The following is a 21,715-nucleotide window of genomic DNA, read 5'->3' as shown; positions in this document are numbered from 1 at the left end:
CTGATCACGAAGTGCGGCGGCGCTCCAGTGGGCGCCGTCGCACGCAACCCGGTCGACTTCTGCACTTCTGGCGTTGGATACCCTCATGGCTACTTATCCTGTTGCTTGTCTCGCCGCTCCGGTATTGATTGGAAGCTTGAAGGGCGGTGTCGCCTTCGTCGCGTCGCACATGCTCAACGACTTCGAACGGGTATTGGGCGTTGCCTGCGGAGCGCTCCTGTATCTGACGCGTTCGCATGAGACCACGACGTGGCGCAAGGCGATCTATTTCGTCGTGTCGCTCCTGGGCGGCAATTTTCTCGCGCGGCGCATCGTCTTCAACTGGCCGCAGGTCGAACCGTGGCTAGCCGGGTTCGTTGCGAGCGCGGCGCTCGTGACGTTCACGATTCTCGCGCTCGACTGGAGTGAGCGCCACGTCGAGCCGACTCTGGACCGTTTGTACGCGTGGGTCGTCAAACGGCTTCTCAAAGGATGACTCAGCTTGCACGAAAGGCACAAAGAAGGCGGGCGGCGATAGCCCGCCTTCTTATGACTTCCGGCAGTCTCGCTACACGGCCTTTATCCCTCTAGTATGGACCTTCGATAAAAAGCATTGAGCGTCTCATTTAATTGGGATGCCGAAGCTTGTGAGAAATGTTCGATTCAGGGTGGATCAAGTCAAGTTGTCACTTGACAACCCGACTCCCACTCATTAAATTGGAGGGCGTAGATGGTTCGAGGAACCCATCTCTAAGAAAGAGGTCGAGGCAGCATTGGCGTATGCCGAAAAAAACGGTTGGCGTGTTCAGGGCGGTGGCAAAGGCCACGCGTGGGGAAAAATGTATTGTCCCGACAACGACGCGGACTGTCGGTGCGGTGAGTTCTGCATATCGAGCATCTGGAGCACACCCAAGTGCCCTGGCAACCATGCCAGGCATCTGCGGAGAATCGTCGACAACTGCACGGCTCGCCGGTAGCGAAAGCGCGCTGTTGGCGAAAGCCTTGGACCGAATAAAGGCAGGAGTAAATCATGGAATATGTGTTCACGTTGAAGTACCGCCTCGCAGCGGAAGATTGCGATCTTGACGCGATCGTCGAGCGGCTGGGCGAAGCGGGGTGCGATGACGCCACCGTTGGCATCGGGCAACCGGGCCGCATCGCGCTGTTTTTCACTCGCGAAGGCACGTCTGCATTCGCTGCGCTGGTCAGCGCGCTTCAGGACGTCAAACGGGCGGTGCCGTCCGCACGGCTGGTCGAGGCAGGCCCCGATTTCGTCGGCCTCACCGACGTGGCCGAAGTCGCAGGCGTGTCGAGGCAAAACATGCGCAAGCTGATGCTCAATCACGCAATCGACTTTCCGGCGGCGGTCCACGAGGGCAGCGCGTCGGTGTGGCATCTGTCGGACATCCTTGATTGGCTCATTGCGCGCGGCGGTTATGAAATCAAGGCAGACGTGTTCGACGTCGCAAAATCGGCCAAGCAGATCAACCTCGCCAAAGAAGCACGCGAGATCGAGCCGCGTCTTAACCGTCAACTCGAGTGTCTGGTGGCATAGAAGCAGGCACGGCCAGCGTGCGAATTCGCGCGGCCATGTAGTCGGCATGCGCATTGGCCTTTCGGGCCACCTTCGGCAGGCCTTGGCGCAAAGCGTTAAAATCGCCCACCACGTCCGATTTGTCAGCAGCGTCAGACGTCGGCGTGTTGTCCGTAAAAATTTACGAACGACCGTTCACAAATTTACGTTTTGCGCTAAACTGGCACGCAAGCCCTGATTCCACATGAAGGTCCTCGATTTACAGTGTCCGCATGGCCATCGGTTCGAAGGCTGGTTCGCTTCGGCTGATGACTTCGAATCGCAGCAGTCCCGCAAGCTCGTTGAATGTCCGATCTGCGGTGCGAACGAGGTGAGCCGTTTACCGTCGGCGCCGCGCCTGAACCTGTCGGGTGCGACAGAGACGAAAGCGCCAGCGGGTGCAGGCGACATGCAGGGGCGCGTGATGCGCGCCTTACGCGAGGTACTGGAGAAGACCGAGAACGTGGGCGACCGCTTCGCCGAGGAAGCACGGCGCATTCACTACAATGAAGCGCCCGCACGCAATATTCGCGGTGTCACGACACCGGAAGACGCGAAAGCCTTGGTCGAGGAAGGCATCGAAGTGATGCCGCTGCCGGTCCCGGCTGCCTTGAAGGAACCGCTGCAATAGCGCAGTGGCTCGCTGGCGGCGGGTGGTAGCGGCCAGGAGACACTACGCATGAATCTGGACTATTCCCCCGCTGAGAGCGCGTTCCGCGCCGATATCCGCGCCTGGCTCGAGGCGAACCTGCCTCGCGATCTGAGCGACAAAGTACTCAATCACAAGCGGCTCTCCCGCGAAGACTTCGCAGACTGGCATAAGCTGCTCGGCACGCGCGGCTGGTCGGCGATCGCATGGCCGAAAGAATACGGTGGCCCGGGCTGGGATGCGACCCAGCGGCACATCTGGGACGAAGAGTGCGCGCGTATCGGCGCGCCGTCCGTGCTGCCTTTCGGCGTCTCCATGGTGGCGCCCGTGTTGATGAAATACGGCAACGAGGCACAGAAGCGTCACTATTTGCCACGCATTCTCGACGGTACGGACTGGTGGTGCCAAGGCTACTCAGAGCCCGGCTCGGGTTCGGATCTGGCCTCGCTGCGCACGCGCGCCGAGCGCGCCGGCGACCATTACGTGGTCAACGGTCAGAAAACGTGGACCACGCTCGGTCAGTACGCCGACATGATGTTCTGCCTTGTACGCACGGACAGCGGTGCCAAAAAGCAGGAGGGCATCTCGTTCCTGCTGATCGACATGAAAACGCCGGGCATCACCGTGCGGCCGATCATTACGCTCGACGAAGACCACGAAGTCAACGAAGTGTTTTTCGAAGACGTGAAGGTGCCGGTCGAAAACCTGGTGGGTGAAGAGAATCGCGGCTGGACTTACGCGAAGTATCTGCTCGGCCACGAACGTACCGGTATCGCGCGGGTCGGCCAGTCGAAGCGCGAACTCGTTTTCCTGAAACGCCTTGCACTGAATCAGAAGAAGAACGGCAAACCGCTGCTGCAGGATCCGGTCTTCGGCGCAAAAGTCGCGAGCCTCGAGATCGAGTTGATGGCGCTCGAAGTCACCGTGCAGCGCGTGGTCGCCAATGAAACGGGCGGGCGCGGGCCGGGGCCGGAAGCGTCGATGCTGAAGATCAAGGGCACTGAAGTTCAGCAAGCGCTGACCGAACTGATGTTCGAAGCGATCGGGCCGCTCGCCGCGCCGTTCGACGTGCCATTCCTCGAAGGCGAACGCGCACATAGCCTGGCCGGCGACGACGATGCCGCGCCGCTGGCCGCGTACTACTTCAACTTCCGCAAGACGTCGATTTACGGCGGCTCGAACGAAATTCAAAAGAACATCATCGCGCAGATGATTCTCGGACTTTGAGGAGCGGCGCATGGACTTCACATTCAACGACGAACAACAGCAATTCGCCGACGCGTTGCGCCGCTATCTGGACAAGAGCTACGGGTTCGAAGCGCGCCAGGCGATCGTGCGATCGGAAACCGGCGTGTCGGACGCGCATTGGGCCGCGTTTGCCGAGTTGGGTCTGACGGCACTTCCTGTGCCGGAAGCGCACGGCGGTTTCAATGGCGGCCCGATCGATATGCTGGTGGTCATGCAGGAACTCGGCCGCGCGCTGGTCGTCGAGCCTTATTGGGCGACCGCGGTCGGCGTCGAGGCATTGCGCCTCGCGGGTAGTGAAGAGGGCGAAGACGCGTCGTTACTCGAACGTGCGGCCCAAGGCGAGATCAAACTGGCGGTGGCATTTCACGAACCGCACGCACGCTACGATCTTTTTTCGATCGAGACGACCGCAAGCGGGCAGGGCGGGCAGCAGACCTTGACCGGCACGAAGTCGGTTGTGCTGCACGGCGCGCAAGCGGATCACTGGATCGTGCCGGCCCGGCTGAACGGCGAGATAGCACTCTTCGTCGTGGCGCGCAATGCAGGCGGCGTCAAAGTTACGGACTACCGCACGATCGACGGTCAACGTGCCGCCACACTCGAATTCAACAGCACGCCGGCGCGCCAATTGGCAGGCAACCACGCCGGCGCGGCTGCGCTCGAACATATTGCGGACTACGGCACGGTGCTGTTGTGCGCCGAGGCAATCGGCGCGCTAGACGCCTTGAATCTCGCCACCGTCGACTACACGAAAACGCGCCAGCAGTTCGGCCAGCCGATCGCGCGTTTTCAGGCCTTGCAGCATCGCATGGTCGAGATGCTGATTCACGCCGAGCAGGCGCGTTCGGTCACGTACCTGGCTGCCATGCGCTACACGAGCACGGATGCCGACGAACGTCGCCGCGCGGTTTCCGCTGCGAAGGCACGGGTGGGTCAGGCCGCGCGCTTTGTCGGTCAGCAGGCGGTTCAGTTGCATGGCGGCATGGGCGTGACGAACGAAGTGGCCGCGGCGCATCTGTTCAAACGCCTTGCTATTATCGAAACCACATTGGGCGACGTCGATCACCATCTCGCGCGGTTCGCCGCGCTGCCCGGCTTCGTCACGGCAGAAGCCTGATCCGCCGCTCGAATCGAATAAAAGGAGGTGTGACGATGGGTTTGAGTTACGAGGACTTGATAGTCGGCACGAGCATCGAAATCGGCAAGCACACGTTCACGCATGACGAGATCGTCGAGTTTGCGCAGAAGTTCGATCCGCAGCCGTTCCACGTGGATGAAGCCGCGGCCGCCGAATCGCCGTTCCGCGGATTGGTCGCGAGTGGCTGGCATACCTGCTCCGTCATGATGGGCATGCTGGTGCGCAATGCGTTCGCGGGTTCCACGTCGATGGGCTCGCCGGGTATCGACGAAATCCGCTGGTTGAAGCCGGTGCGGGTCGGCGACACGATCACCATGATGAACGCCGTGCTCGACAAGCGTATCTCGGAGAGCAAGCCGGATCGCGGCATCGTATCGACGCAGTGGGAAGGCATCAATCAGCATGGCGAAACGGTCATCACGGTGCGCTCGAAGGGATTGTTCGGGCTGCGCAATCCTGGTGCCGCTTCATGACGGGCAGCGCGGCACCTGCCGCAACGTTCGGCAGCGCCGCCGCCTTGCGCGCGTTGGTGGGCGCCGAGCCGCTCGTTAGCGAATGGCTGGAGGTGGATCAGGCGAGCGTCGATCGGTTTGCCGAAGCGACCGGCGATCATCAGTGGATTCATGTCGACCCGGAACGGGCGCGGCGCGAGTCACCGTTCGGCGGTCCGGTAGCGCACGGTTTTCTGACGCTTTCGTTGATCCCTGCATTGCTCAGTGAGACGGTGGTGCTCGAGCAGCGCATGGGCGTCAATTACGGGTTGAACCGCGTGCGTTTTACATCCCCGGTGCCGGTCGGCTCGCGGTTGCGCGCGAAGTTTGCGGTCGAATCCGTAGCCGAAGTAGATAACAACGGCGTGCAAGTGATATGGAATGTGACGCTTGAGCGGCAGGGCAGTGAGCGGCCGGTATGCGTTGCCGAGTTCATCACGCGGCATTATTTCTAGCGTTTCGACGCATGCTTGTTAAAAAGCGCGAGCGACAGTGATGCCGGCTCGCGCTTTTTTTCTAATGCATATTCAGACGCCGCGGTGCGATCAAGGTTTAGCGTAGTGCGCCGCGTCGAATGTCTGGCCGATCTCAAACTCGTGTAATCGGGGTCTCCACGCGAGCTGCCGCGCCCGCATCCATGTAACGTGCGAGTTCGAGTTTGGCGATCGCGTTGCGATGAACTTCGTCGGGACCGTCGGCGAAACGCAGTGTTCGCGCAGACGCATAGGCATACGCGAGCGGGAAGTCGTCGCAGACACCACCGCCACCGTGCGCCTGAATCGCCCAGTCGATCACCTGACACGCCATGTTCGGCGCGACGACCTTGATCATCGCGATCTCGCCGCGTGCCCCCTTGTTGCCGACCGTGTCCATCATGTAGGCCGTTTTCAGCGTGAGCAGACGCGCCTGTTCGATCATGCAGCGGGCTTCCGCGATACGCTCCTGCGTGACGCCTTGCGCGGCAACCGGCTTGCCGAACGCGACACGTTGCAGCGAGCGTTTCGACATTAATTCGAGGGCGCGTTCAGCGAGACCGATCAGACGCATGCAGTGATGAATGCGTCCCGGTCCGAGTCGGCCTTGCGCGATCTCGAAGCCACGTCCTTCACCGAGCAGCATGTTGGTGGCGGGTACGCGCACATTCTCGAGCGTGATTTCCATGTGACCGTGCGGCGCGTCGTCGTAGCCGAACACGGTGAGCGGACGGTGCACGGTGATGCCGGTGGCGTCGGCGGGAACCAGAATCATCGACTGCTGCTGATGGCGCGGCGCTTCAGGATCTGTCTTGCCCATCACGATATAGATCTTGCAGCGCGGATCACCCGCGCCCGACGACCACCATTTGTGGCCGTTGATCACGTAGTAGTCGCCGTCTCGCACGATGCTGGTCTGGATATTGGTCGCATCCGACGACGCCACTTCAGGTTCGGTCATCAGAAACGCCGAGCGGATCTGGCCTTGCAGCAGCGGTTCGAGCCATTCGCGCTTGTTGTCGTCGCTGCCGTAGCGCTCGATCGTTTCCATGTTGCCGGTGTCGGGCGCGTTGCAGTTGAACACTTCGGGCGCCCAAGGTACGCGGCCCATGATTTCGCATAGCGGCGCGTATTCGAGGTTCGTCAAGCCGGCGCCGCGCACGGATTCAGGCAGAAACAGATTCCACAAGCCGGCGTCGCGCGCCTTCTGCTTGAGTTGTTCGATCAGTTCGGTGGGTAGCCACGCGTTGCCGTTCTGGCGATTGCGCGCAATCTCAGCGTAGAACGCCTGCTCGTTCGGATAGATATGCTCGTCGAAGAATGCGAGCAGTTTCTCGCGCAATGCCTGAACCTTCGGGGTGTAATCGAAATTCATGTAAGACCTCGCGGATAACGGGTAACGGACGACGTTTGTTCGGAGCGCAACCAGATGCGTGAATCGGTCGCACGACTCAATGCGTTTTGGCGTGCCACCGAGCGCACGAACCAGCGCACGACTTCGGTCAGCGCACTTTCTGCGCGTAGCGCCAGGCGAGTTCGGCCATCGGCTTCGCACGGCGGCCAGCATCGAGAGCCTGAGCGCTGGCCGCGGTGCCGTCGACGACGCGTTTCATAATCCCTTGCAGGATCGCGGCGATGCGAAACATGTTGTACGCCAGGTAGAAATTCCAGTCGCCGTGAATCTCGAAGCCGGTGCGCTGGCAATAGCGCGCGACGTACTGGCTTTCGTCGGGAATGCCCAAGGCGGCCCAATCGAGTCCCGCGATCCCCCGGAACTGCGCCGGGTCGACGTGCCACGCCATGCAGTGATAGGCGAAGTCGGCGAGTGGATCGCCGAGCGTCGACAACTCCCAGTCGAGCACGGCGAGCACGCGCGGTTCCGAAGGATGAAAGATCAGATTGTCGAGCCGGTAGTCGCCATGCACGATCGAAGCGCGCTCGCCCGTTTCGGCCGGCATATGTTGCGGCAGCCATTCGATCAGGCGCTGCATGGCGTCGATCGGTTCGGTCTCGGAGGCGATGTACTGTTTGCTCCAGCGACCAATCTGACGCGCGAAGTAATTGCCCGGCTTGCCATAATCGGCGAGACCCAGCGCCGCGACGTCGACGCTGTGCAGCGCCGCGATCACACGGTTCATCTCGTCGTAAATGGCGGCGCGTTCGGCGGGCGTCATGCCGGGCAACGACTGGTCCCACAGCACGCGGCCTTCAACGAACTCCATCACATAGAACGCGCGGCCGATCACGCTTTCGTCTTCGCACAAGGCGAGCATTTTCGCGACCGGCACATCGGTGTCGGCGAGCGCATGCATGACGCGATATTCACGTTCGACGGCGTGCGCGGACGGTAGCAACTTCGCCGCCGGCCCGGGTTTGGCGCGCATCACATACGAGCGTGACGGCGTGAGCAGCTTGAAGGTCGGATTGGACTGCCCGCCGGCGAATTGCTCCAGCGTGAGCGGTCCCGAAAATCCGTCGACGTGCCGGGTCAGCCACGCGGCGAGCGCGTCGCTGTCGAAGCGTTGCCGCTCGCTGACCGGGCGCGTGCCCTCGAAGTCCGAATAATCCGGCTGGTGTTCTGGTTCGCCGGTCTGTGTGGCTTGCACCATCTGTCTCCTCCAGTTCAGGTTCAGCTACGCTTGTATTGAATGAATTGCGCGTAGAGCATTTCCATCGTGGTATTGCGGACACCGCGGTGAAGCGGCGAGGGCGGTGAATAGTTGATCGTGCGCAGCACCCAGTCGCGTGGCGCGGCGCCCACGTCGAGCGCGTTGATGCAACCGGTGGCTTGCGCCAGATGCCCGAAGAACGTGCGGCCACCGGCCGTGATCGCATGCGACAGGATGGCGCGATTCACGCCGCCGTGCAGGACGAGCAGCACGGTGTCCCACGATGTGTCCTCGCGCAACGCAGCGAGCGCGGGCAGCACGCGATCGAATAACTCGCCAATGGTCTCGCCGTCGAGAAAGCGCGTGCTTTCCGGCACGATGCCGTCGAACACGCCGAGAAACGCGGCCTCCATATCGTGCAGCGGAATATTGCCGAGCTTGCCGCCGCGAATCTCTCCCCAGGCGGGCTCGATTTCCAGTTCGATCTGCTGGCCGGTTTCGGCAAGCACGCGCCGTGCGGTTTCGATCGTGCGCGGCAAACCGCTGACGATCACCCGGTCGAAAGTGATCTGCTGCGCGGCGAACTCGCGGCCCGCCGCGCTGGCCTGTTCGCGGCCGTTCTCGTTCAGGGGCACGGTCTCGGGATCGATCGCGCGGCCGGAGTCGTCGAAATAGGTGACGTCGCCGTGACGCATCAGAAAGATGCGGCGGCGTTTGGGCAGTTGATAGTCAGACATGGTCCTGTCGTTCACTCACGTTCACTTATACACCGGAGCGCGTTTTTCGAGGAACGCGGAAATCCCTTCAAGACTGTCCCGATGATGCAGCGACGCGACAAAGTTGTCGCGCTCCGCCACCAGATGATCAGGGAGCGGTTGCGCGCCGGCCGCGCCGATCAGCCCCTTGATGCGCGCGACTGAATTGGGCGAAATCTTGCCGAGTTCGTCGGCCCATGCAACCGCGGCGTCGCGCACGGCGCCGGTCCTGGCCAGTTTGTTGACGACACCGAGTTCATGCAAACGCGTGGCGCCGATCGGTTTGCCTTCGATCAGTACCTCGGTGGCCAACTGACGCGGCAGCGCTTGTGCGAGGAACCACGAACCGCCGCCGTCGGGCGTCAGGCCGACGCGTGCATACGACATGACGAATTTGGCCGTGTCCGCGGCAACGATCAGGTCGCACGCGAGCGCGAGCGAGAATCCCGCGCCGGCGGCGGCCCCGTCCACGGCGGCGATCACCGGCTTCGACGAAAGGCGCAGCGCCGAGATCCATTCGCCGAGCAGGTCGATGCTCTGAGCTTGCACGGACGGATCTTTCGCGCGGTTTTCCAGCAGGCGGTTCAGATTGCCGCCCGCGCAGAAGAAGTTGTCAGCGCCGGTGATCACGACGGCGCGGATCGACGGATCGCGCTCCACCGAGTCGAGCGCTTCGATCCCTGCGGCGTACATGTCCGGGTGCAGCGCGTTGCGCGCGCCGGGGTTCGACAGCGTGAGAACCAGTGTCGATTCGCTTTCGGTCGGGCGCGAGGTCAGCAGTTCGGCGCTCATTGTTGTGTCTCCGTGGTGTCTGTATCGGTTGCGTCGCGTTGGGTCAGCGAAAGGCCAAGCTGGGCTCGCCGCGCGAGCCAGGGTGAAGGACGATAGCGCGGGTCGCCGAGCACACTGAACATATTGCGCAGGATCGCGAGAATGGTGGTCGAACCGAGCGCGTCGCCGAGCGCCAGCGGGCCGCGTGGGTAGCCGAGGCCGAGCGTCACGGCGAGATCGATATCGTCAGGCGTGGCGATCTGTTTTTGAGCGATGTCGCAACCGATATTGACGATAGTCGCCACCACGCGTTGCGCAACGAAGCCGGTCGAGTCGCGGATCACGGTGACGGGCACGCCGTCGGCGGCGAAGAGCGCATGCGCCGTATCACGCGCGGTGCGAGTCGTGGCGGGCGTTGTCATCAGCGTGCGGCGTTGTGCGCCGACGAGCGGAAAGAGCGCGTCGACGGCGACGACACGGCTCGCGTCGAGCGCTTCGTCGACTGCGGCTGTGGTCGCGTCGTGACCGAACGGCGTGACGACGATCAACGAGTTTGCTTCGGGCGTCGCGCCGTCGTCGAGTTTCACGCCGGCTTTCTCGATGAGTTGCACGACGGCGTCGTGCGCCTGCGGATAACGCTTGCTGACCCACACGCTAGCCGGCAGTCCAGTCGGCGCGGGCGCTTCGGCAGGCACTTGCTGCTTGCCGTCTTCGTAGCGGTAAAAGCCTTCACCCGTCTTGCGGCCGATCAATCCGCCCGCGAGCCGTGTGCCGGTGATGGGCGACGGCGTGAAGCGCGGTTCCTCATAGAACTGGTGATAGATCGACTCCATCACCGGATGCGAGACGTCCAGCGCCGTCAGGTCGAGCAACTCGAACGGCCCGAGGCGAAAACCCGCCTGCTCGCGCATGATACGGTCGATGTCGGCGAAGCTGGCCACGCCTTCACCCGCTACGCGCAAGCCCTCGGTGTTCATGCCGCGGCCCGCGTGATTCACGATGAAGCCGGGCATATCTTTCGCGCGCACCGGCGTGTGACCCATGCGGTGCGCGAGTTCCATCAGCGCGTCGCCTGCGGCGGGGTCGCTGCGCAGACCGTCGATCACTTCGACGACCTTCATCAACGGCACCGGATTGAAGAAGTGATAACCGACCACACGCGACGGCTCGCTACAGCCGGCGGCAATCGCCGTGATGGACAGCGAAGACGTATTGGATGCCAGCACGCAACGGCCGCTCACCACGGTCTCGAGCTCGCGGAACAGCGCCTGCTTCACGTCGAGTTTTTCGACGATCGCCTCGACGACCAGATCGCAACCGGCCAGATCGCCAATGGCCTGCGCGCCGCTGACATTCGCGAGCGCTGCAAGAGAGCGGGCCTGGTCGAGCTTGCCTTTCGCGGTCAACCTGGCGAAAGTCTCGGCGAGATAGTCGCGCGCGGCGCCGATTGCAGCAGGATTGGTGTCGTACAGACGCACGATGAAACCGGCCAGTGCGGCAATCTGCGCGATGCCGCGGCCCATTGCTCCGGTTCCGACAATGCCGATAGTCTCGATGCTGAAATTGCGAGAGGTCATTGTGATGCTCAACTCCATGGTTATTTTAGAATAGCACGATCGTGCAATTTACTGGATGATTGATGGACGACCGCTGCTTTGACTTTGATTTCGATGAGCACGAGCGGTCGCATACAACCCTAAGGAAGGAGACACCCGATGATCAAGCTGTGCGGTTTCGCGCTCTCTAACTATTACAACAAAGTGAAGTTCGTGCTGCTCGAACACGGTATTCCGTTCGAGGAGGTGTCGGTGTTGCCGAGTCAGGACGAGGCGATGCTGGAGCATTCGCCGCTCGGCAAGGTGCCTTATCTGCAGACCGAAGAGGGCGATCTGTGCGAATCGCAATGCATCGTCGAGTATCTTGCTGCGCGCTTTCCCGACAATGCGATCTTCTCCGCTGACCCTTGGGAAGCGGCAAAGGAGCGCGAGCTGATCATGTTCGTCGACGTGCATCTCGAACTGACCGCGCGCAATCTCTACAAGGAAGCGTTCTTCGGCGGCACGGTGACCGAGGCGACTAAAGGGCGTGTCGAGAAACTTCTCCAGCATCACATTGCCGGCTTCAGGCGGATCGCGAAGTTCGGGCCGTACCTGAGCGGCGAGCGCTTCAGTGTTGCGGATACGGCGGGGTATGTGAGCTTGCCGCTGGTGGGCATGGCGACGCAGGCAATCTACGGTCGCGATTTCTTGCTGGACGCCGGCTTGGATTGGAAGAGCTACGTGAAAGTGATCAACGCCCGGCCGGCGGCGCAACGCGTGACCGAAGATCGCAAAGCGTACATCGCGGCTTCGCGCCGGGTTTGACGGGCGCTGCCCGGCCTTAAGCGAACACGCGCGAGGCGCGCACGCCGGGACCATTGCGCGCGATAGCAGGGAACGGAGGTTCGTTCGCAGCATCGCGCGGGTCATGTCAGAGCCGCGCCAGCCGCTCGAGCGCTGTGGCGAGCGTACTTTCCTGCTTGGCAAAGCAGAAGCGCACCACGCCCGATTCATGCGCCTCGTGATAGAACGCCGAGACCGGAATGGCCGCCACGCCGATTTCGCCGGTCAGCCATTGCGCGAATTCGGCTTCGGGCAGATCGCTGATCGCCGAATAGTCGACGCACTGAAAGTAAGTGCCCGTGCAAGGCAATAGCTTGAAGCGCGAATTCGCGAGGCCGGCGCGGAAGAAGTCGCGCTTCTTCTGATAGAACGCCGGCAGGTCGAGATACGGTGCCGGATCTTTCATGTAGTCGGCAAGGCCGATCTGCATCGGCGTATTGACCGTGAACACGTTGAACTGGTGCACCTTGCGGAACTCGGCGGTGAGCGCGGCGGGTGCGGCGACATAGCCGACTTTCCAGCCCGTCACATGGTAGGTCTTGCCGAAGCTCGACACCACGAAACTGCGCTGCGCCAGTTCTGGGTAGCGGGCCACGCTTTCGTGCGGCGCGCCGTCATAGACCATGTGTTCATACACTTCGTCGGAAAGAATCAGCACGTTGGTGCCGCGCACGATCTCTTCGAGCTTGCGCATGTCTTGCTCGCGCCAGACCGTGCCGGTCGGATTGTGCGGTGTATTGATCAGCAGGAGCCGCGTTTTCGGCGTGATCGCGGCAGCGAGCTTGTCGAACGGAATGGCGTAGTCGGGTGCCTCGAGCGTGACGAAGACCGGCTTGCCGCCGGCCAGTTCGATGGACGGCAGATAGCTGTCGTAGGTCGGCTCGACCACGATCACTTCGTCGCCCGGGTGGACGGTGCAGAGAATCGCGGTGAGCAACGCCTGTGTCGCGCCCGCGGTCACGGTGATTTCGGTCGTGGCGTCGTAGCGGCGCCCGTACAGGTTCGCGATCTTGTCCGAAATGGCCTGGCGCAGCGGCGCGGCGCCCGCCATGGGCGGGTACTGGTTGTGGCCGTCGCGCATGGCGTTCGCGACCGCGTCGACAATGCGTGGATCGCAGTTGAAATCGGGAAAGCCCTGACCCAAATTTACCGCGCCTTTTTCTGCGGCGAGCGCGCTCATCACGGTGAAGATCGTCGTGCCGACATTCGGCAGGCGAGACGGAAACGTGGGACTCGTGGGCGTGTCGTGCGGTGCATTCATGGCGCTGTCCGGAGCGTGGGCAAGTGGGTTAGACAAAGGCGTCGCGTGAAATGGACGAAGCCTGATTGTAGGGAATCGCGGCGCGGTGTGCGTGCCGCGAAGTGCACGTTAGCCGTCCGGCCAGGGCTGTACGCCTGGAGGATCATGCGGTTGCGGTCTCGCCGGTGACGCTCAGGGACGCGCCAATGGCGGCGACGAAGGGCGCCGGCTGGGCGATCTGAAAGCCGAAGTCGCGTGCAATCCGTTTGGCCAGCTTCAACACCGCGCGATCTTTCGAGACCAGCCAGTCAGCCTGCGCGGCGTGCGCGAGTTCGAGAAACTTCTGGTCGTCGCGGTCTTTGCATTTGGGCAAGGGTCTCGTATCTTCCGTTTGCGCAACGGGGTCGACCCGTTGCGCGAGCCGTGCGACGACCGCTAGCGCGGCGGCCTTGTCCACGTTCCGATGCACGAACTGCGGGTAGTCGAGCACGTAGGTGAGTTCGGCGAGGCAGCGCGCGTCGATCAGCGCGGCCAGCGCACCACTTTCGAGCGCGGCCGCGATCGGCCGCGTGTGCGGGTCGTCGAACACGAGAATGTCGATCCAGACATTGGAATCGAGGACGACGCGCAAAGCGCCGCGTGAGACATGGGAACCGGGCATTCGTTACAATCTGGCTTTCGTCTTTGACCGCCAGGCACGGCGTGCCTGCAAGCCTCTATGATAATCGTTCTGTCGCCGGCGAAATCGCTCGACTACGAAACCCCGCCTCACGTCAAAAAGCACACGATCCCCGATTTTGTCGACGACGCGGCCGAATTGATCGGCGGATTGCGCCGCTTGTCGCCGCAGCAGATCGCCTCCTTGATGGATATTTCGGATCAGCTCGCGCACCTCAATTTCCAGCGCTACGCAGAATGGTCGCCCAAATTCGGCACGCACAACGCCAAGCAGGCGGTGCTGGCGTTCAATGGCGACGTGTACGAGGGTTTCAACGCGAAAACGTTGTCGGCGGCGGATCTCGACTACGCGCAGAATCACGTGCGCGTGTTGTCCGGCCTGTACGGATTGCTGCGTCCGCTCGATCTGCTGCAACCTTACCGGCTGGAAATGGGTACGCGTTTCGCTAACCCGCGCGGCAAGGATCTGTACGCGTTCTGGGGCGAGCGGATCACGCAGGCCTTGAATGCACAGTTCAAGAAAAATGCCGCGGCGTCCCGCGTGCTGGTCAATTGCGCGTCGGGCGAATACTTCAAGTCCGTCAAGCCGAAGCTGCTCGAAGCGCCGGTCATTACGCCCGTTTTCGAGGACTGGAAGGGCGGTCGCTACAAGATCATCAGCTTCCATGCAAAACGGGCGCGTGGCCTGATGGCGCGCTATGCCGTGGAGAACCGTCTCGACAAGCCCGAGCAGTTGAAGGAATTCGACGCCGAAGGCTATGCGTTCGACGCCGAAGCGTCGAATGATTCCACTTACGTATTCCGCCGCCGCGTTGCTGAATAAGCGTTTCGCCGCGCGTACAAGCAGGGAAAAACCATCATGACGTTATCCATTACGAGCAACTTCGACGCAGGCGCGATTGAAGTGCTGTCCTGCGAAGAAGCGGGCAATATCCGTTTGCGCGTGCGGCCGGACAGCCATGCCGAGTTCGCGCAGTGGTTTTACTTCCGCTTGTCCGGCGCGGCGGGCGAGCGCTGCGTGATGACCTTCGAGAATGCGGCCGCCTGCGCTTTTGCCGAAGGCTGGCGCGATTATCAGGCGGTGGCGAGCTATGACCGGGTGAACTGGTTCCGCGTACCCACGTCGTACGACGGCCGCGTGCTGACGATCGACCATACGCCGGACTTCGACCGCATTTACTACGCGTATTTCGAGCCGTATAGCGAGGAGCGTCATGCGGAGTTTCTGGGCGCGGTGCAGCAGATGCCGCAGGCGACGCTCACGGAATTGGGCAAGAGCGTCGAAGGTCGGCCCATTTCGCTGCTCACGCTCGGCACGCCGCAAACCGGCGATACACCCAGGAAGAAAATCTGGCTGATCGCGCGCCAGCATCCTGGTGAGACGATGGCCGAATGGTTTATCGAGGGTCTCGTGAAGCGGCTCGCGGGTTGGGGCGATTGGGCGGGCGACCCGGTGGCGCGCAAGCTCTACGATCATGCGGTCTTCTACATCGTGCCGAATATGAATCCGGACGGCAGCGTGCACGGCAATCTGCGCACCAATGCGGCCGGTGCGAATCTGAATCGCGAGTGGATGGAGCCCGATGCCGCGCGCAGTCCCGAAGTGCTGGTGGTGCGCGACGCGATTCACGCCACTGGCTGCGACCTGTTCTTCGATATCCACGGTGACGAGGCGCTGCCCTACGTGTTCGTGGCCGGCTCCGAAATGCTGCCGGGCTTTACCGAGCGGCAGCGGGAAGAGCAGCACGCGTTCATCGAAGCGTTCAAGCACGCGAGCCCTGATTTCCAGGACAAGCACGGCTACGCGGCGAGCAAATATCGTGAGGACGCGCTAAAGCTGGCGTCGAAGTACATCGGCAACGAATTTGGCTGCCTGTCGCTCACGCTGGAGATGCCGTTCAAGGACAACGCGAATCTGCCTGACGAACGGGTGGGCTGGAACGGCGAGCGTAGCGCGTCGCTCGGTGCCGCGATGCTTCAGGCGATCCTGCGGCACATGGAGACGTTTGCTTAAAGCGAACTCGGCATAAAAAACGAGGCACACACTTCACGGTGTGTGCCTCGTTTTCATTGGGGCGGCTGATTGACTCTTGGCCGGTGACTCTCGGCCGACGGGGCGATGCCGCAAGCGCGAACCGCTACTGAGTTTTCTTCTTCGCCGGTGTCTTCTTCGCGGTTGCTTTGTTCGAGTTCGTTCTCGACGACTTGCCCGAGTTCGGTTTGGAAGACTTCGTAGTCGCTTTCTTCGTGGTTTTGCCGCTCGCCGAGTGCTTGCCTTTGGCGCTCTTATGCTTGCCCGACGCCGCTCGCGATCCCGAGGGTTCCGAGGCGCGCGCACGGGCCGGTGGCACCGGATCGTTCCAGCTGAACGCCAGCATCTGCGCACCGACATAGCCGCAGCGGAACTTCAGATCGGCGGGGTCGCCTTCGCCGCTTTGGCGCACGCCGAGCCCTTCGACGGTGACGATGTTGTCTACCTTGACGCGCTGCTTGCCCTCGTCGAACGAATCGTTCCACGGCGTGACCGACGCATGCGCGCTATCGAACGAGCTAGGTGGAAATTCGACATGGTCGAAGGCAGTTGACGTGCTGGCGACAAAGTTGCCATGAGCAGCGCAGTCCGCAACGAGCGGGTCTGCATGCATTTCATTGACAAATCTATTGACGAGATCGTTGTGCTGTTCGAGTTGGTCGGCGAGCGCGGAAGTGGAACAGATGAGCGAGAGACTCGCCGCATATGTTGCCAACCGGCCGACCAACCGCAGCATTCGGCGCGGTACGTTGGTGCGATCCATCTAGTTGTTAGACGCTAATGAGACATGAGGCACGTAAGATGCCCCGCGAGAGGGTGGAGTTCAATCCTGGCACAAATATTTTGTCCTGTCGTGGTGCGCGGGCACGAGCAGCTCGATGTAGCCGAGGCTCCCATTGCCGCAGCTACACGTTCAATGGTCGTGCGAGTGTCAGGTGCGCGGTCCGCCCAATCGATATCTGCGTACGTCATAAGTGGTGACCCACGCAGGACGATAGACCGCGATCAATGCCGTCGACATGCCGGTGAACCAGGCTTCCCCTGTGGCAAGTAGAAGCACGCTGAGCGCGTAGCCTGCGGGGATCACGGTCATGGAGCCGTCGGCGAGCGCGATATGCACGCCGAGAGCCGCGGCCGCCGTAAGCGACACGGCAATGGCCGGCGACACAAACCCCTGGCCGAAGATGAACATGAAGAGATTGCGCGGCAACCACGCAATGCTGATGCGTTGGACCAGAGTAGAAATGCCGACTGGCAATGCACCATAGACGAGGAAGGTTAGCGCGATACCCTGCCAGGGAGCATCGAAGACGACAGCGGCCAGACCGGTGACCACCGCCATGGCGATCAGCGCCAGCGCCCAGTCGAACAACGTGACGACTAGCGTGGCGCCGAGCAGATGCATGACGGTGCCGTCGTCGAGCCATGCGTTGGTGGCCCACAGCACCGACACTGCGACGATGATCGCAAGCCAGACATGCTGCAGGGTGCCGTCTTGAAGTCGTTTGAAAGGATTTTTCCACAGCGCGAGCGCGACCACTATCGCAGTGACGATCCAGCCACCGACAGCGACCCAGAACGGAAGCGGTGTGTAGAGGAAACCCATGTGTCTCATATTACTCGTTGGACGAGAAAAGGTGTGAGCGGATTCCATGCCAGCAGGCGCAAACGCTGTTAGAAAGTAGCCGCCCGAATGCTGACGCGTGCCCCGGCGACGCTCACGCAGGGCCTGGCGCAAGTGGGTCCGTTGCCGGTCCGCCGGGCGGCGCGTCGCCGTACTGTGCGCCCGGTTCGGCTGCCATCGGCAGCAGGGCGGCCGTGTCGTTAGCAGGCAACGGATAGTGGAAGCGCCGTCGCGTGCGGCGACGCAAAGGCACCACGCCGGCTTGCCCCATGATCGGGCGAACCGGGCCGTCGGCATCATTGCGCAGTACTTGCAGATGGTTCGATAGCCAGCCGTTGTAAAGCGCGACCGCGGCAGCGCGATTCGGCGCCCCGAGTTGCTGGAATATGCTGGTCAGATGGATCTTGACGGTGCCTTCGCTAATGCCGAGGGTGCGCGCGATCATCTTGTTGGTGCTGCCCATGTGAACGCAGCGCATGATTTGCTGCTGGCGGGGTGATAGCCCGTTGGCCAGTTTGGCGCGGCGCGGTGGAGGGCTCTTTTCGTCGAACGGCCGGATGGCGGTATCCGGCGGCAGCGGAGGATCGAGCGCCAGCGCGCCGGGCGGCACGTAGTGACCGCCCAGCAGCACCATTTCAAATGCGCGCACGATCAGACAAGGATCGGTGTCGCGCGGCACGACGCCAAGCACACCCTCGTCCATGAGTTCCCGCACGGCGACCGGCGAGATCTGGTCCGTCAGCACTGCAATGCGCAGATCGGGGTAGTGACTGAGCAGATGGCGCGTATCGGCGATCGACATCCAGTCTTGCCAATCGATTACGAGCAGGTCGGGTCGCTGACGTTTGAGCGTGCGTTCGACCTGACGCCAATCCTGGGCTTCGTTAAAACGCGCCAGCCGGTCAATTTGCCGCAGAAGTGCTTTGAGTCCATCACGTCGTTCCGCGTCTGAGTTGAGTATCGAGAATCGCATGCATGTCTCCAGATGAATCGGGCGAAGTGGCGCGATGCAGACGCGCGGCTAGTGAGAGCCGGATGCGTTGCGATGCGTCGCCGTTCCTATGATGACAAATTCCCTTCAATTTGACGGCCTGTCCAAAAGGCATAAGAGGAATGACGTAAGAACGTAGAGGCACAAAAAAAGCCCCGCGCTCGGCGGGGCTTTGTCATGTCGTATGCAGCGCCCGAAATGCGCCTGCGACCATGTTCAATGGAAGTGCGGCTGCGCGGGCTCCGCGTCCTCCGGCATTTCGGCGTGGACGATTTCGCCGAGCGGGTCGGCATAGAGCGGCACGCCGCAATCGTCGCAATATTCCGGCTCGAAGCGGCCGGCGTGCCGGCGCACCTCGGTCACACCGGTCTCCTTGAGCAGCGCGACGATTTCCTCGAGCGGGTCGTCCGACGCGGCGGTTTCCTGCGGCTCTTCGTCGATGCCCGGCTCGCCGTTCTCACGGCCGTAAAGCGGCCACACGACGCCATAGATCACGTCATTGCTGCCCCGGCGCGTGAAGCCGACACGGTATTCGTCGATGCGGCGTTCGCCGAAGCCCGCGACGACCGCGCGCAATTCCTGAGGCGCAGCACCGATCGTGTCGAACAGATAGCGCACGGCGGTGCGCACGGTGTGAGGGCGCACGCTCTCGTCGGCATCGCGGCAGGCAGAGTAATAGGCGTCCGGCAACAGGCACTCGAATTCGCAGCCGGGCAGCACCAGCGACAAATTGGCGCCGCCTTGCGTAGCCCATTGTTCAAGGCATTGCCCGCGCTCGATCCGGCTGCCGTGCTCTTCTTCCTGCCAGCGGAACGTCGGCTCGCCTACCGGGGCCGCGACCACGGCCAGCAGGAAGCGCGGGTCGGCCAGAATCGGTGAGGTTTCTGGCAACTCGCCGAAATTCAGTTTGACGTTGCCACCGGTCATGGCCGCCTGAGCGAGCTGCTGGGCAATGCGCCAGGTTTCGACATGATGACGCGGCAGCTGATCGATGCTGTACAGGAAAGGCGCCATGGCGACCCGCGTATTCGCTGCGAGCACATGTGCCTGGAGGTGCGCGCGCAGGGCGTCGGCGGCGTCGGCCTTGAGCGGGCCGGACGGAATCATGTAGCGGGTCCAGGCGAGCACGGGCGCGGCGATCAGCAGCGCCTCATGAGGCACGCCTTCGTGTTCGATGATGAACGACTCGCTGTGCGTTTCCGCCATGTCGGCGAGCGCGCCGTAGGCGTCGGGATGATTTTGCTGCAGATGATCGAGCGCGGCGTCCAGCGTAGTCTGGTTGGCGTTGCGAACGATCTTGGCGAGCAGCGCGTCGAGTTTCGCTTCCCAGAAGCGGTCCTCGGTGCGGCTGCCCGACGCGAAAAGCGCGAGCGAAAGACCGACCAGCTTGTCGGCATCGGGTGGGAGACGTTTGGCGATTCGCGAGCGCATAAATCCGGAAATTGGGGTGTACAACCTTATATTCTAGTCTTTTCTATGCCGCCATATTATTTGGTCCGCAATGCCGGATGAATTGGGACGTTTCCGCGCGAAAAATCAGCCTGTCGAGCGCGACTTCGAGACCGTTGCGCAGCGGCTTGGCCCGATGATATAAGACGCCCCCGGACGCGTGGCTCGCTTCTATACTGAGCGCTTTCAGCGAACGCCTGACAAAAGTATGTCCATTCGTCGCCGGGGATTGGCGCAACAGGAGATTCATCATGAAATCGGACCAACTGATCGAACGGCTTGCCGCTGTGTTCGCGCTGATTATCCTGGTGGGCGGATCGCTGCTGGTGCTGGCGCCTTTCACGACCGCGCTACTATGGGGCGCCATTCTCAGCTATAGCTCATGGGGCTTGTACCGGAGGCTGACCGCGGCCGTCGGCGGGCGGCGCAAGTGGGCCGCCACGTTGATCGTGTTGATCATTCTGATTGTGGTGCTTGGACCGTTCGTCTATGCGGGCTTTGCTTTCGGGGCGCACGTACACGATATCGTCGCGCTGGTTCAGCGGCTCTTTGAAGCCGGCTTGCCGGATTTGCCGCCGTGGGTTGCCCGGATTCCGCTGGTGGGTTCCAGCATCGAGGCATTCTGGGAGCGTGTCACAAGCAATAATTCCGAACTGATCGCGCAATTGCGTACGCTCGCTGCACCCGCGGGCAAGTGGATTCTGGCGGCTGCAATTGCGGTTACGCATGGCCTCGGTCTGTTGGCGTTGAGCATCGTGCTCGCTTTCTTCTTTTATACGGGGGGAGAGGGCGCAGCGGCCTGGCTGAACGCCGGCATGCGGCGTATTGCCGGCGAGCGCGCCGACTATCTGCTGGCACTTGCTGGCAGCACGGTGAAGGGCGTGGTCTATGGGATTCTCGGCACGGCCCTCGTGCAGGGGATTCTGGCGGGATTCGGATGCTGGATCGCCGGCGTGCCTGCCCCGGCGCTACTCGGGCTGGCGACGTTCTTTCTGTCGGTGATACCGGGTGGGCCGGTGGTTGTCTGGTTGCCGGCGGCGATCTGGCTGTACCACGGCGGCGCGACTGGCTGGGCAATCTTCCTGGTGGTGTGGGGGGTGCTGGTCGTCGGCATGTCAGACAACGTCATCAAGCCGATCCTGATCGGGAAGAATAGCGACATGCCTTTGATTCTGGTGATGCTAGGTATCTTGGGCGGTGCATTCGCTTTTGGCTTCCTCGGCGTTTTCATCGGCCCGACTTTGCTGGCGGTCGCGTACACCGTGCTCCACGATTGGACCATTGGCGCGCCGGCTGCACGTGCTTTGGCGCCCGATATGAAAGTGCCTGTCGTCGATGAGCCGAGCCGCATAAAAAAGGCGCCTTGAATAAATTTCAGATAATGCTTGCAAGGCGCTGGCCGGCTCGCTAGAATCTCGCTCTTTCGTGCTTCGGACAACGGAGCGCGGGAGGCGGGAGAGCCAGCAGTGGCAAGGCTTTCAGCGGGGTGGGCGGGTTGGGAAAGTTAGAAAAACCTGTTGACGACGTAGTGAAAGTTCTTCATAATCTCGTTTCTCTGCTGCTGATGCAGCGACGCAGAACGAAGCGGTGCCGGGTGTTGCGAGGTTGGCGATACGGTGCTGGTTCGGTAGTGG

The 21,715-nt window shown here is 61.9% G+C and carries 22 protein-coding genes and 1 pseudogene; 12 read left to right on the top strand and 11 right to left on the bottom strand.

All coding sequences use genetic code 11. The features are described 5' to 3' along the window. The first annotated feature begins 85 nt into the window (after positions 1-85). The 8 genes and pseudogenes from P0D71_RS33550 to P0D71_RS33515 all read left to right on the top strand — a co-directional run bounded on the left by P0D71_RS33550 (position 86) and on the right by P0D71_RS33515 (position 5,533). On the top strand, positions 86-475 hold the full coding sequence (locus P0D71_RS33550; RefSeq protein WP_408483662.1) for a putative holin: 390 nt from the start codon (positions 86-88) through the stop codon (positions 473-475). Between the two features lie 234 nt (positions 476-709). Then, positions 710-956 (top strand): annotated as a pseudogene (locus P0D71_RS33545) (hypothetical protein). A 53-nt stretch (positions 957-1,009) separates the two neighbouring features. Further along, complete coding sequence (locus P0D71_RS33540) at positions 1,010-1,534, top strand: helix-turn-helix transcriptional regulator (protein ID WP_408183503.1); 525 nt, start codon at positions 1,010-1,012, stop codon at positions 1,532-1,534. Positions 1,535-1,757: 223 nt separating this feature from the next. Continuing rightward, positions 1,758-2,183, top strand: a complete 426-nt coding sequence (locus P0D71_RS33535; RefSeq protein WP_408183506.1) for a DUF1178 family protein — start codon at positions 1,758-1,760, stop codon at positions 2,181-2,183. A gap of 48 nt (positions 2,184-2,231) precedes the next feature. Next, a complete protein-coding gene (locus P0D71_RS33530) occupies positions 2,232-3,428 on the top strand; it encodes an acyl-CoA dehydrogenase family protein (RefSeq protein ID WP_408183510.1) in 1,197 nt (398 codons plus the stop codon). Positions 3,429-3,438: 10 nt separating this feature from the next. Beyond that, on the top strand, positions 3,439-4,566 hold the full coding sequence (locus P0D71_RS33525) for an acyl-CoA dehydrogenase family protein (protein WP_408483661.1): 1,128 nt from the start codon (positions 3,439-3,441) through the stop codon (positions 4,564-4,566). Positions 4,567-4,601: 35 nt separating this feature from the next. Next, on the top strand, positions 4,602-5,060 hold the full coding sequence (locus P0D71_RS33520; RefSeq protein WP_408183513.1) for a MaoC family dehydratase: 459 nt from the start codon (positions 4,602-4,604) through the stop codon (positions 5,058-5,060). Beyond that, a complete protein-coding gene (locus tag P0D71_RS33515) occupies positions 5,057-5,533 on the top strand; it encodes a MaoC family dehydratase (RefSeq protein WP_408183516.1) in 477 nt (158 codons plus the stop codon). Before P0D71_RS33520 ends, P0D71_RS33515 begins: the two co-directional genes overlap by 4 nt. A gap of 133 nt (positions 5,534-5,666) precedes the next feature. Here P0D71_RS33515 and P0D71_RS33510 read toward each other — a convergent pair whose 3' ends face one another. The 5 genes from P0D71_RS33510 to P0D71_RS33490 all read right to left on the bottom strand — a co-directional run bounded on the left by P0D71_RS33510 (position 5,667) and on the right by P0D71_RS33490 (position 11,263). Continuing rightward, positions 5,667-6,926: an acyl-CoA dehydrogenase family protein gene (locus P0D71_RS33510; RefSeq protein ID WP_408483660.1), complete on the bottom strand. Its 1,260-nt coding sequence runs from the start codon at positions 6,924-6,926 to the stop codon at positions 5,667-5,669. 127 nt (positions 6,927-7,053) lie between these two features. Continuing rightward, a complete protein-coding gene (locus P0D71_RS33505) occupies positions 7,054-8,160 on the bottom strand; it encodes a phosphotransferase (RefSeq protein ID WP_408483659.1) in 1,107 nt (368 codons plus the stop codon). Between the two features lie 20 nt (positions 8,161-8,180). Then, on the bottom strand, positions 8,181-8,897 hold the full coding sequence (locus P0D71_RS33500; protein WP_408483658.1) for a histidine phosphatase family protein: 717 nt from the start codon (positions 8,895-8,897) through the stop codon (positions 8,181-8,183). A 21-nt stretch (positions 8,898-8,918) separates the two neighbouring features. Continuing rightward, the gene (locus P0D71_RS33495; RefSeq protein ID WP_408183524.1) at positions 8,919-9,707 is read right to left on the bottom strand and encodes an oxepin-CoA hydrolase, alternative type; all 789 of its coding nucleotides are present in this window, start codon (positions 9,705-9,707) and stop codon (positions 8,919-8,921) included. Then, positions 9,704-11,263, bottom strand: coding sequence for a 3-hydroxyacyl-CoA dehydrogenase (locus P0D71_RS33490; protein ID WP_408483657.1), 1,560 nt, complete (start codon positions 11,261-11,263; stop codon positions 9,704-9,706). Before P0D71_RS33490 ends, P0D71_RS33495 begins: the two co-directional genes overlap by 4 nt. A gap of 138 nt (positions 11,264-11,401) precedes the next feature. Here P0D71_RS33490 and P0D71_RS33485 point away from each other — a divergent pair, with 138 nt between their 5' ends. Then, positions 11,402-12,049, top strand: a complete 648-nt coding sequence (locus P0D71_RS33485) for a glutathione S-transferase family protein (RefSeq protein ID WP_408483656.1) — start codon at positions 11,402-11,404, stop codon at positions 12,047-12,049. 106 nt (positions 12,050-12,155) lie between these two features. Here the strand turns inward: P0D71_RS33485 and P0D71_RS33480 are convergent, their stop codons facing one another. After that, positions 12,156-13,328, bottom strand: coding sequence for a pyridoxal phosphate-dependent aminotransferase (locus P0D71_RS33480; protein WP_091795737.1), 1,173 nt, complete (start codon positions 13,326-13,328; stop codon positions 12,156-12,158). Between the two features lie 142 nt (positions 13,329-13,470). Further along, positions 13,471-13,968, bottom strand: a complete 498-nt coding sequence (locus tag P0D71_RS33475) for a putative toxin-antitoxin system toxin component, PIN family (RefSeq protein WP_091795734.1) — start codon at positions 13,966-13,968, stop codon at positions 13,471-13,473. 57 nt (positions 13,969-14,025) lie between these two features. Here P0D71_RS33475 and yaaA point away from each other — a divergent pair, with 57 nt between their 5' ends. Next, complete coding sequence (gene yaaA / locus P0D71_RS33470) at positions 14,026-14,808, top strand: peroxide stress protein YaaA (protein ID WP_408483655.1); 783 nt, start codon at positions 14,026-14,028, stop codon at positions 14,806-14,808. A 36-nt stretch (positions 14,809-14,844) separates the two neighbouring features. Beyond that, on the top strand, positions 14,845-15,999 hold the full coding sequence (locus tag P0D71_RS33465) for a M14 family metallopeptidase (RefSeq protein WP_408483654.1): 1,155 nt from the start codon (positions 14,845-14,847) through the stop codon (positions 15,997-15,999). 124 nt (positions 16,000-16,123) lie between these two features. Here P0D71_RS33465 and P0D71_RS33460 read toward each other — a convergent pair whose 3' ends face one another. From P0D71_RS33460 to P0D71_RS33445, 4 genes are all read right to left on the bottom strand, one after another. Further along, a complete protein-coding gene (locus P0D71_RS33460; RefSeq protein ID WP_091795724.1) occupies positions 16,124-16,780 on the bottom strand; it encodes a BspC domain-containing protein in 657 nt (218 codons plus the stop codon). 168 nt (positions 16,781-16,948) lie between these two features. Next, positions 16,949-17,623 carry an energy-coupling factor ABC transporter permease gene (locus P0D71_RS33455; RefSeq protein WP_091795721.1) on the bottom strand — a complete coding sequence of 225 codons (675 nt, stop codon included), beginning with the start codon at positions 17,621-17,623 and terminating at the stop codon, positions 16,949-16,951. Positions 17,624-17,735: 112 nt separating this feature from the next. Continuing rightward, positions 17,736-18,614, bottom strand: a complete 879-nt coding sequence (locus P0D71_RS33450) for a response regulator transcription factor (protein ID WP_408483653.1) — start codon at positions 18,612-18,614, stop codon at positions 17,736-17,738. 234 nt (positions 18,615-18,848) lie between these two features. Further along, positions 18,849-20,063 (bottom strand): DUF2863 family protein, encoded by a 1,215-nt coding sequence (locus P0D71_RS33445; protein ID WP_091795714.1) that lies wholly within the window; start codon positions 20,061-20,063, stop codon positions 18,849-18,851. 269 nt (positions 20,064-20,332) lie between these two features. Between P0D71_RS33445 and P0D71_RS33440 the strand changes: the two genes are divergently transcribed. Beyond that, positions 20,333-21,448 carry an AI-2E family transporter gene (locus P0D71_RS33440; RefSeq protein ID WP_408183548.1) on the top strand — a complete coding sequence of 372 codons (1,116 nt, stop codon included), beginning with the start codon at positions 20,333-20,335 and terminating at the stop codon, positions 21,446-21,448. Positions 21,449-21,715 lie beyond the last annotated feature (267 nt).

Origin of the sequence: Paraburkholderia sp. RL17-383-BIF-A, from assembly GCF_046028015.1 — a bacterium.
GTDB lineage: Bacteria > Pseudomonadota > Gammaproteobacteria > Burkholderiales > Burkholderiaceae > Paraburkholderia.
This window is presented reverse-complemented; position numbering and strand designations above follow the sequence as displayed.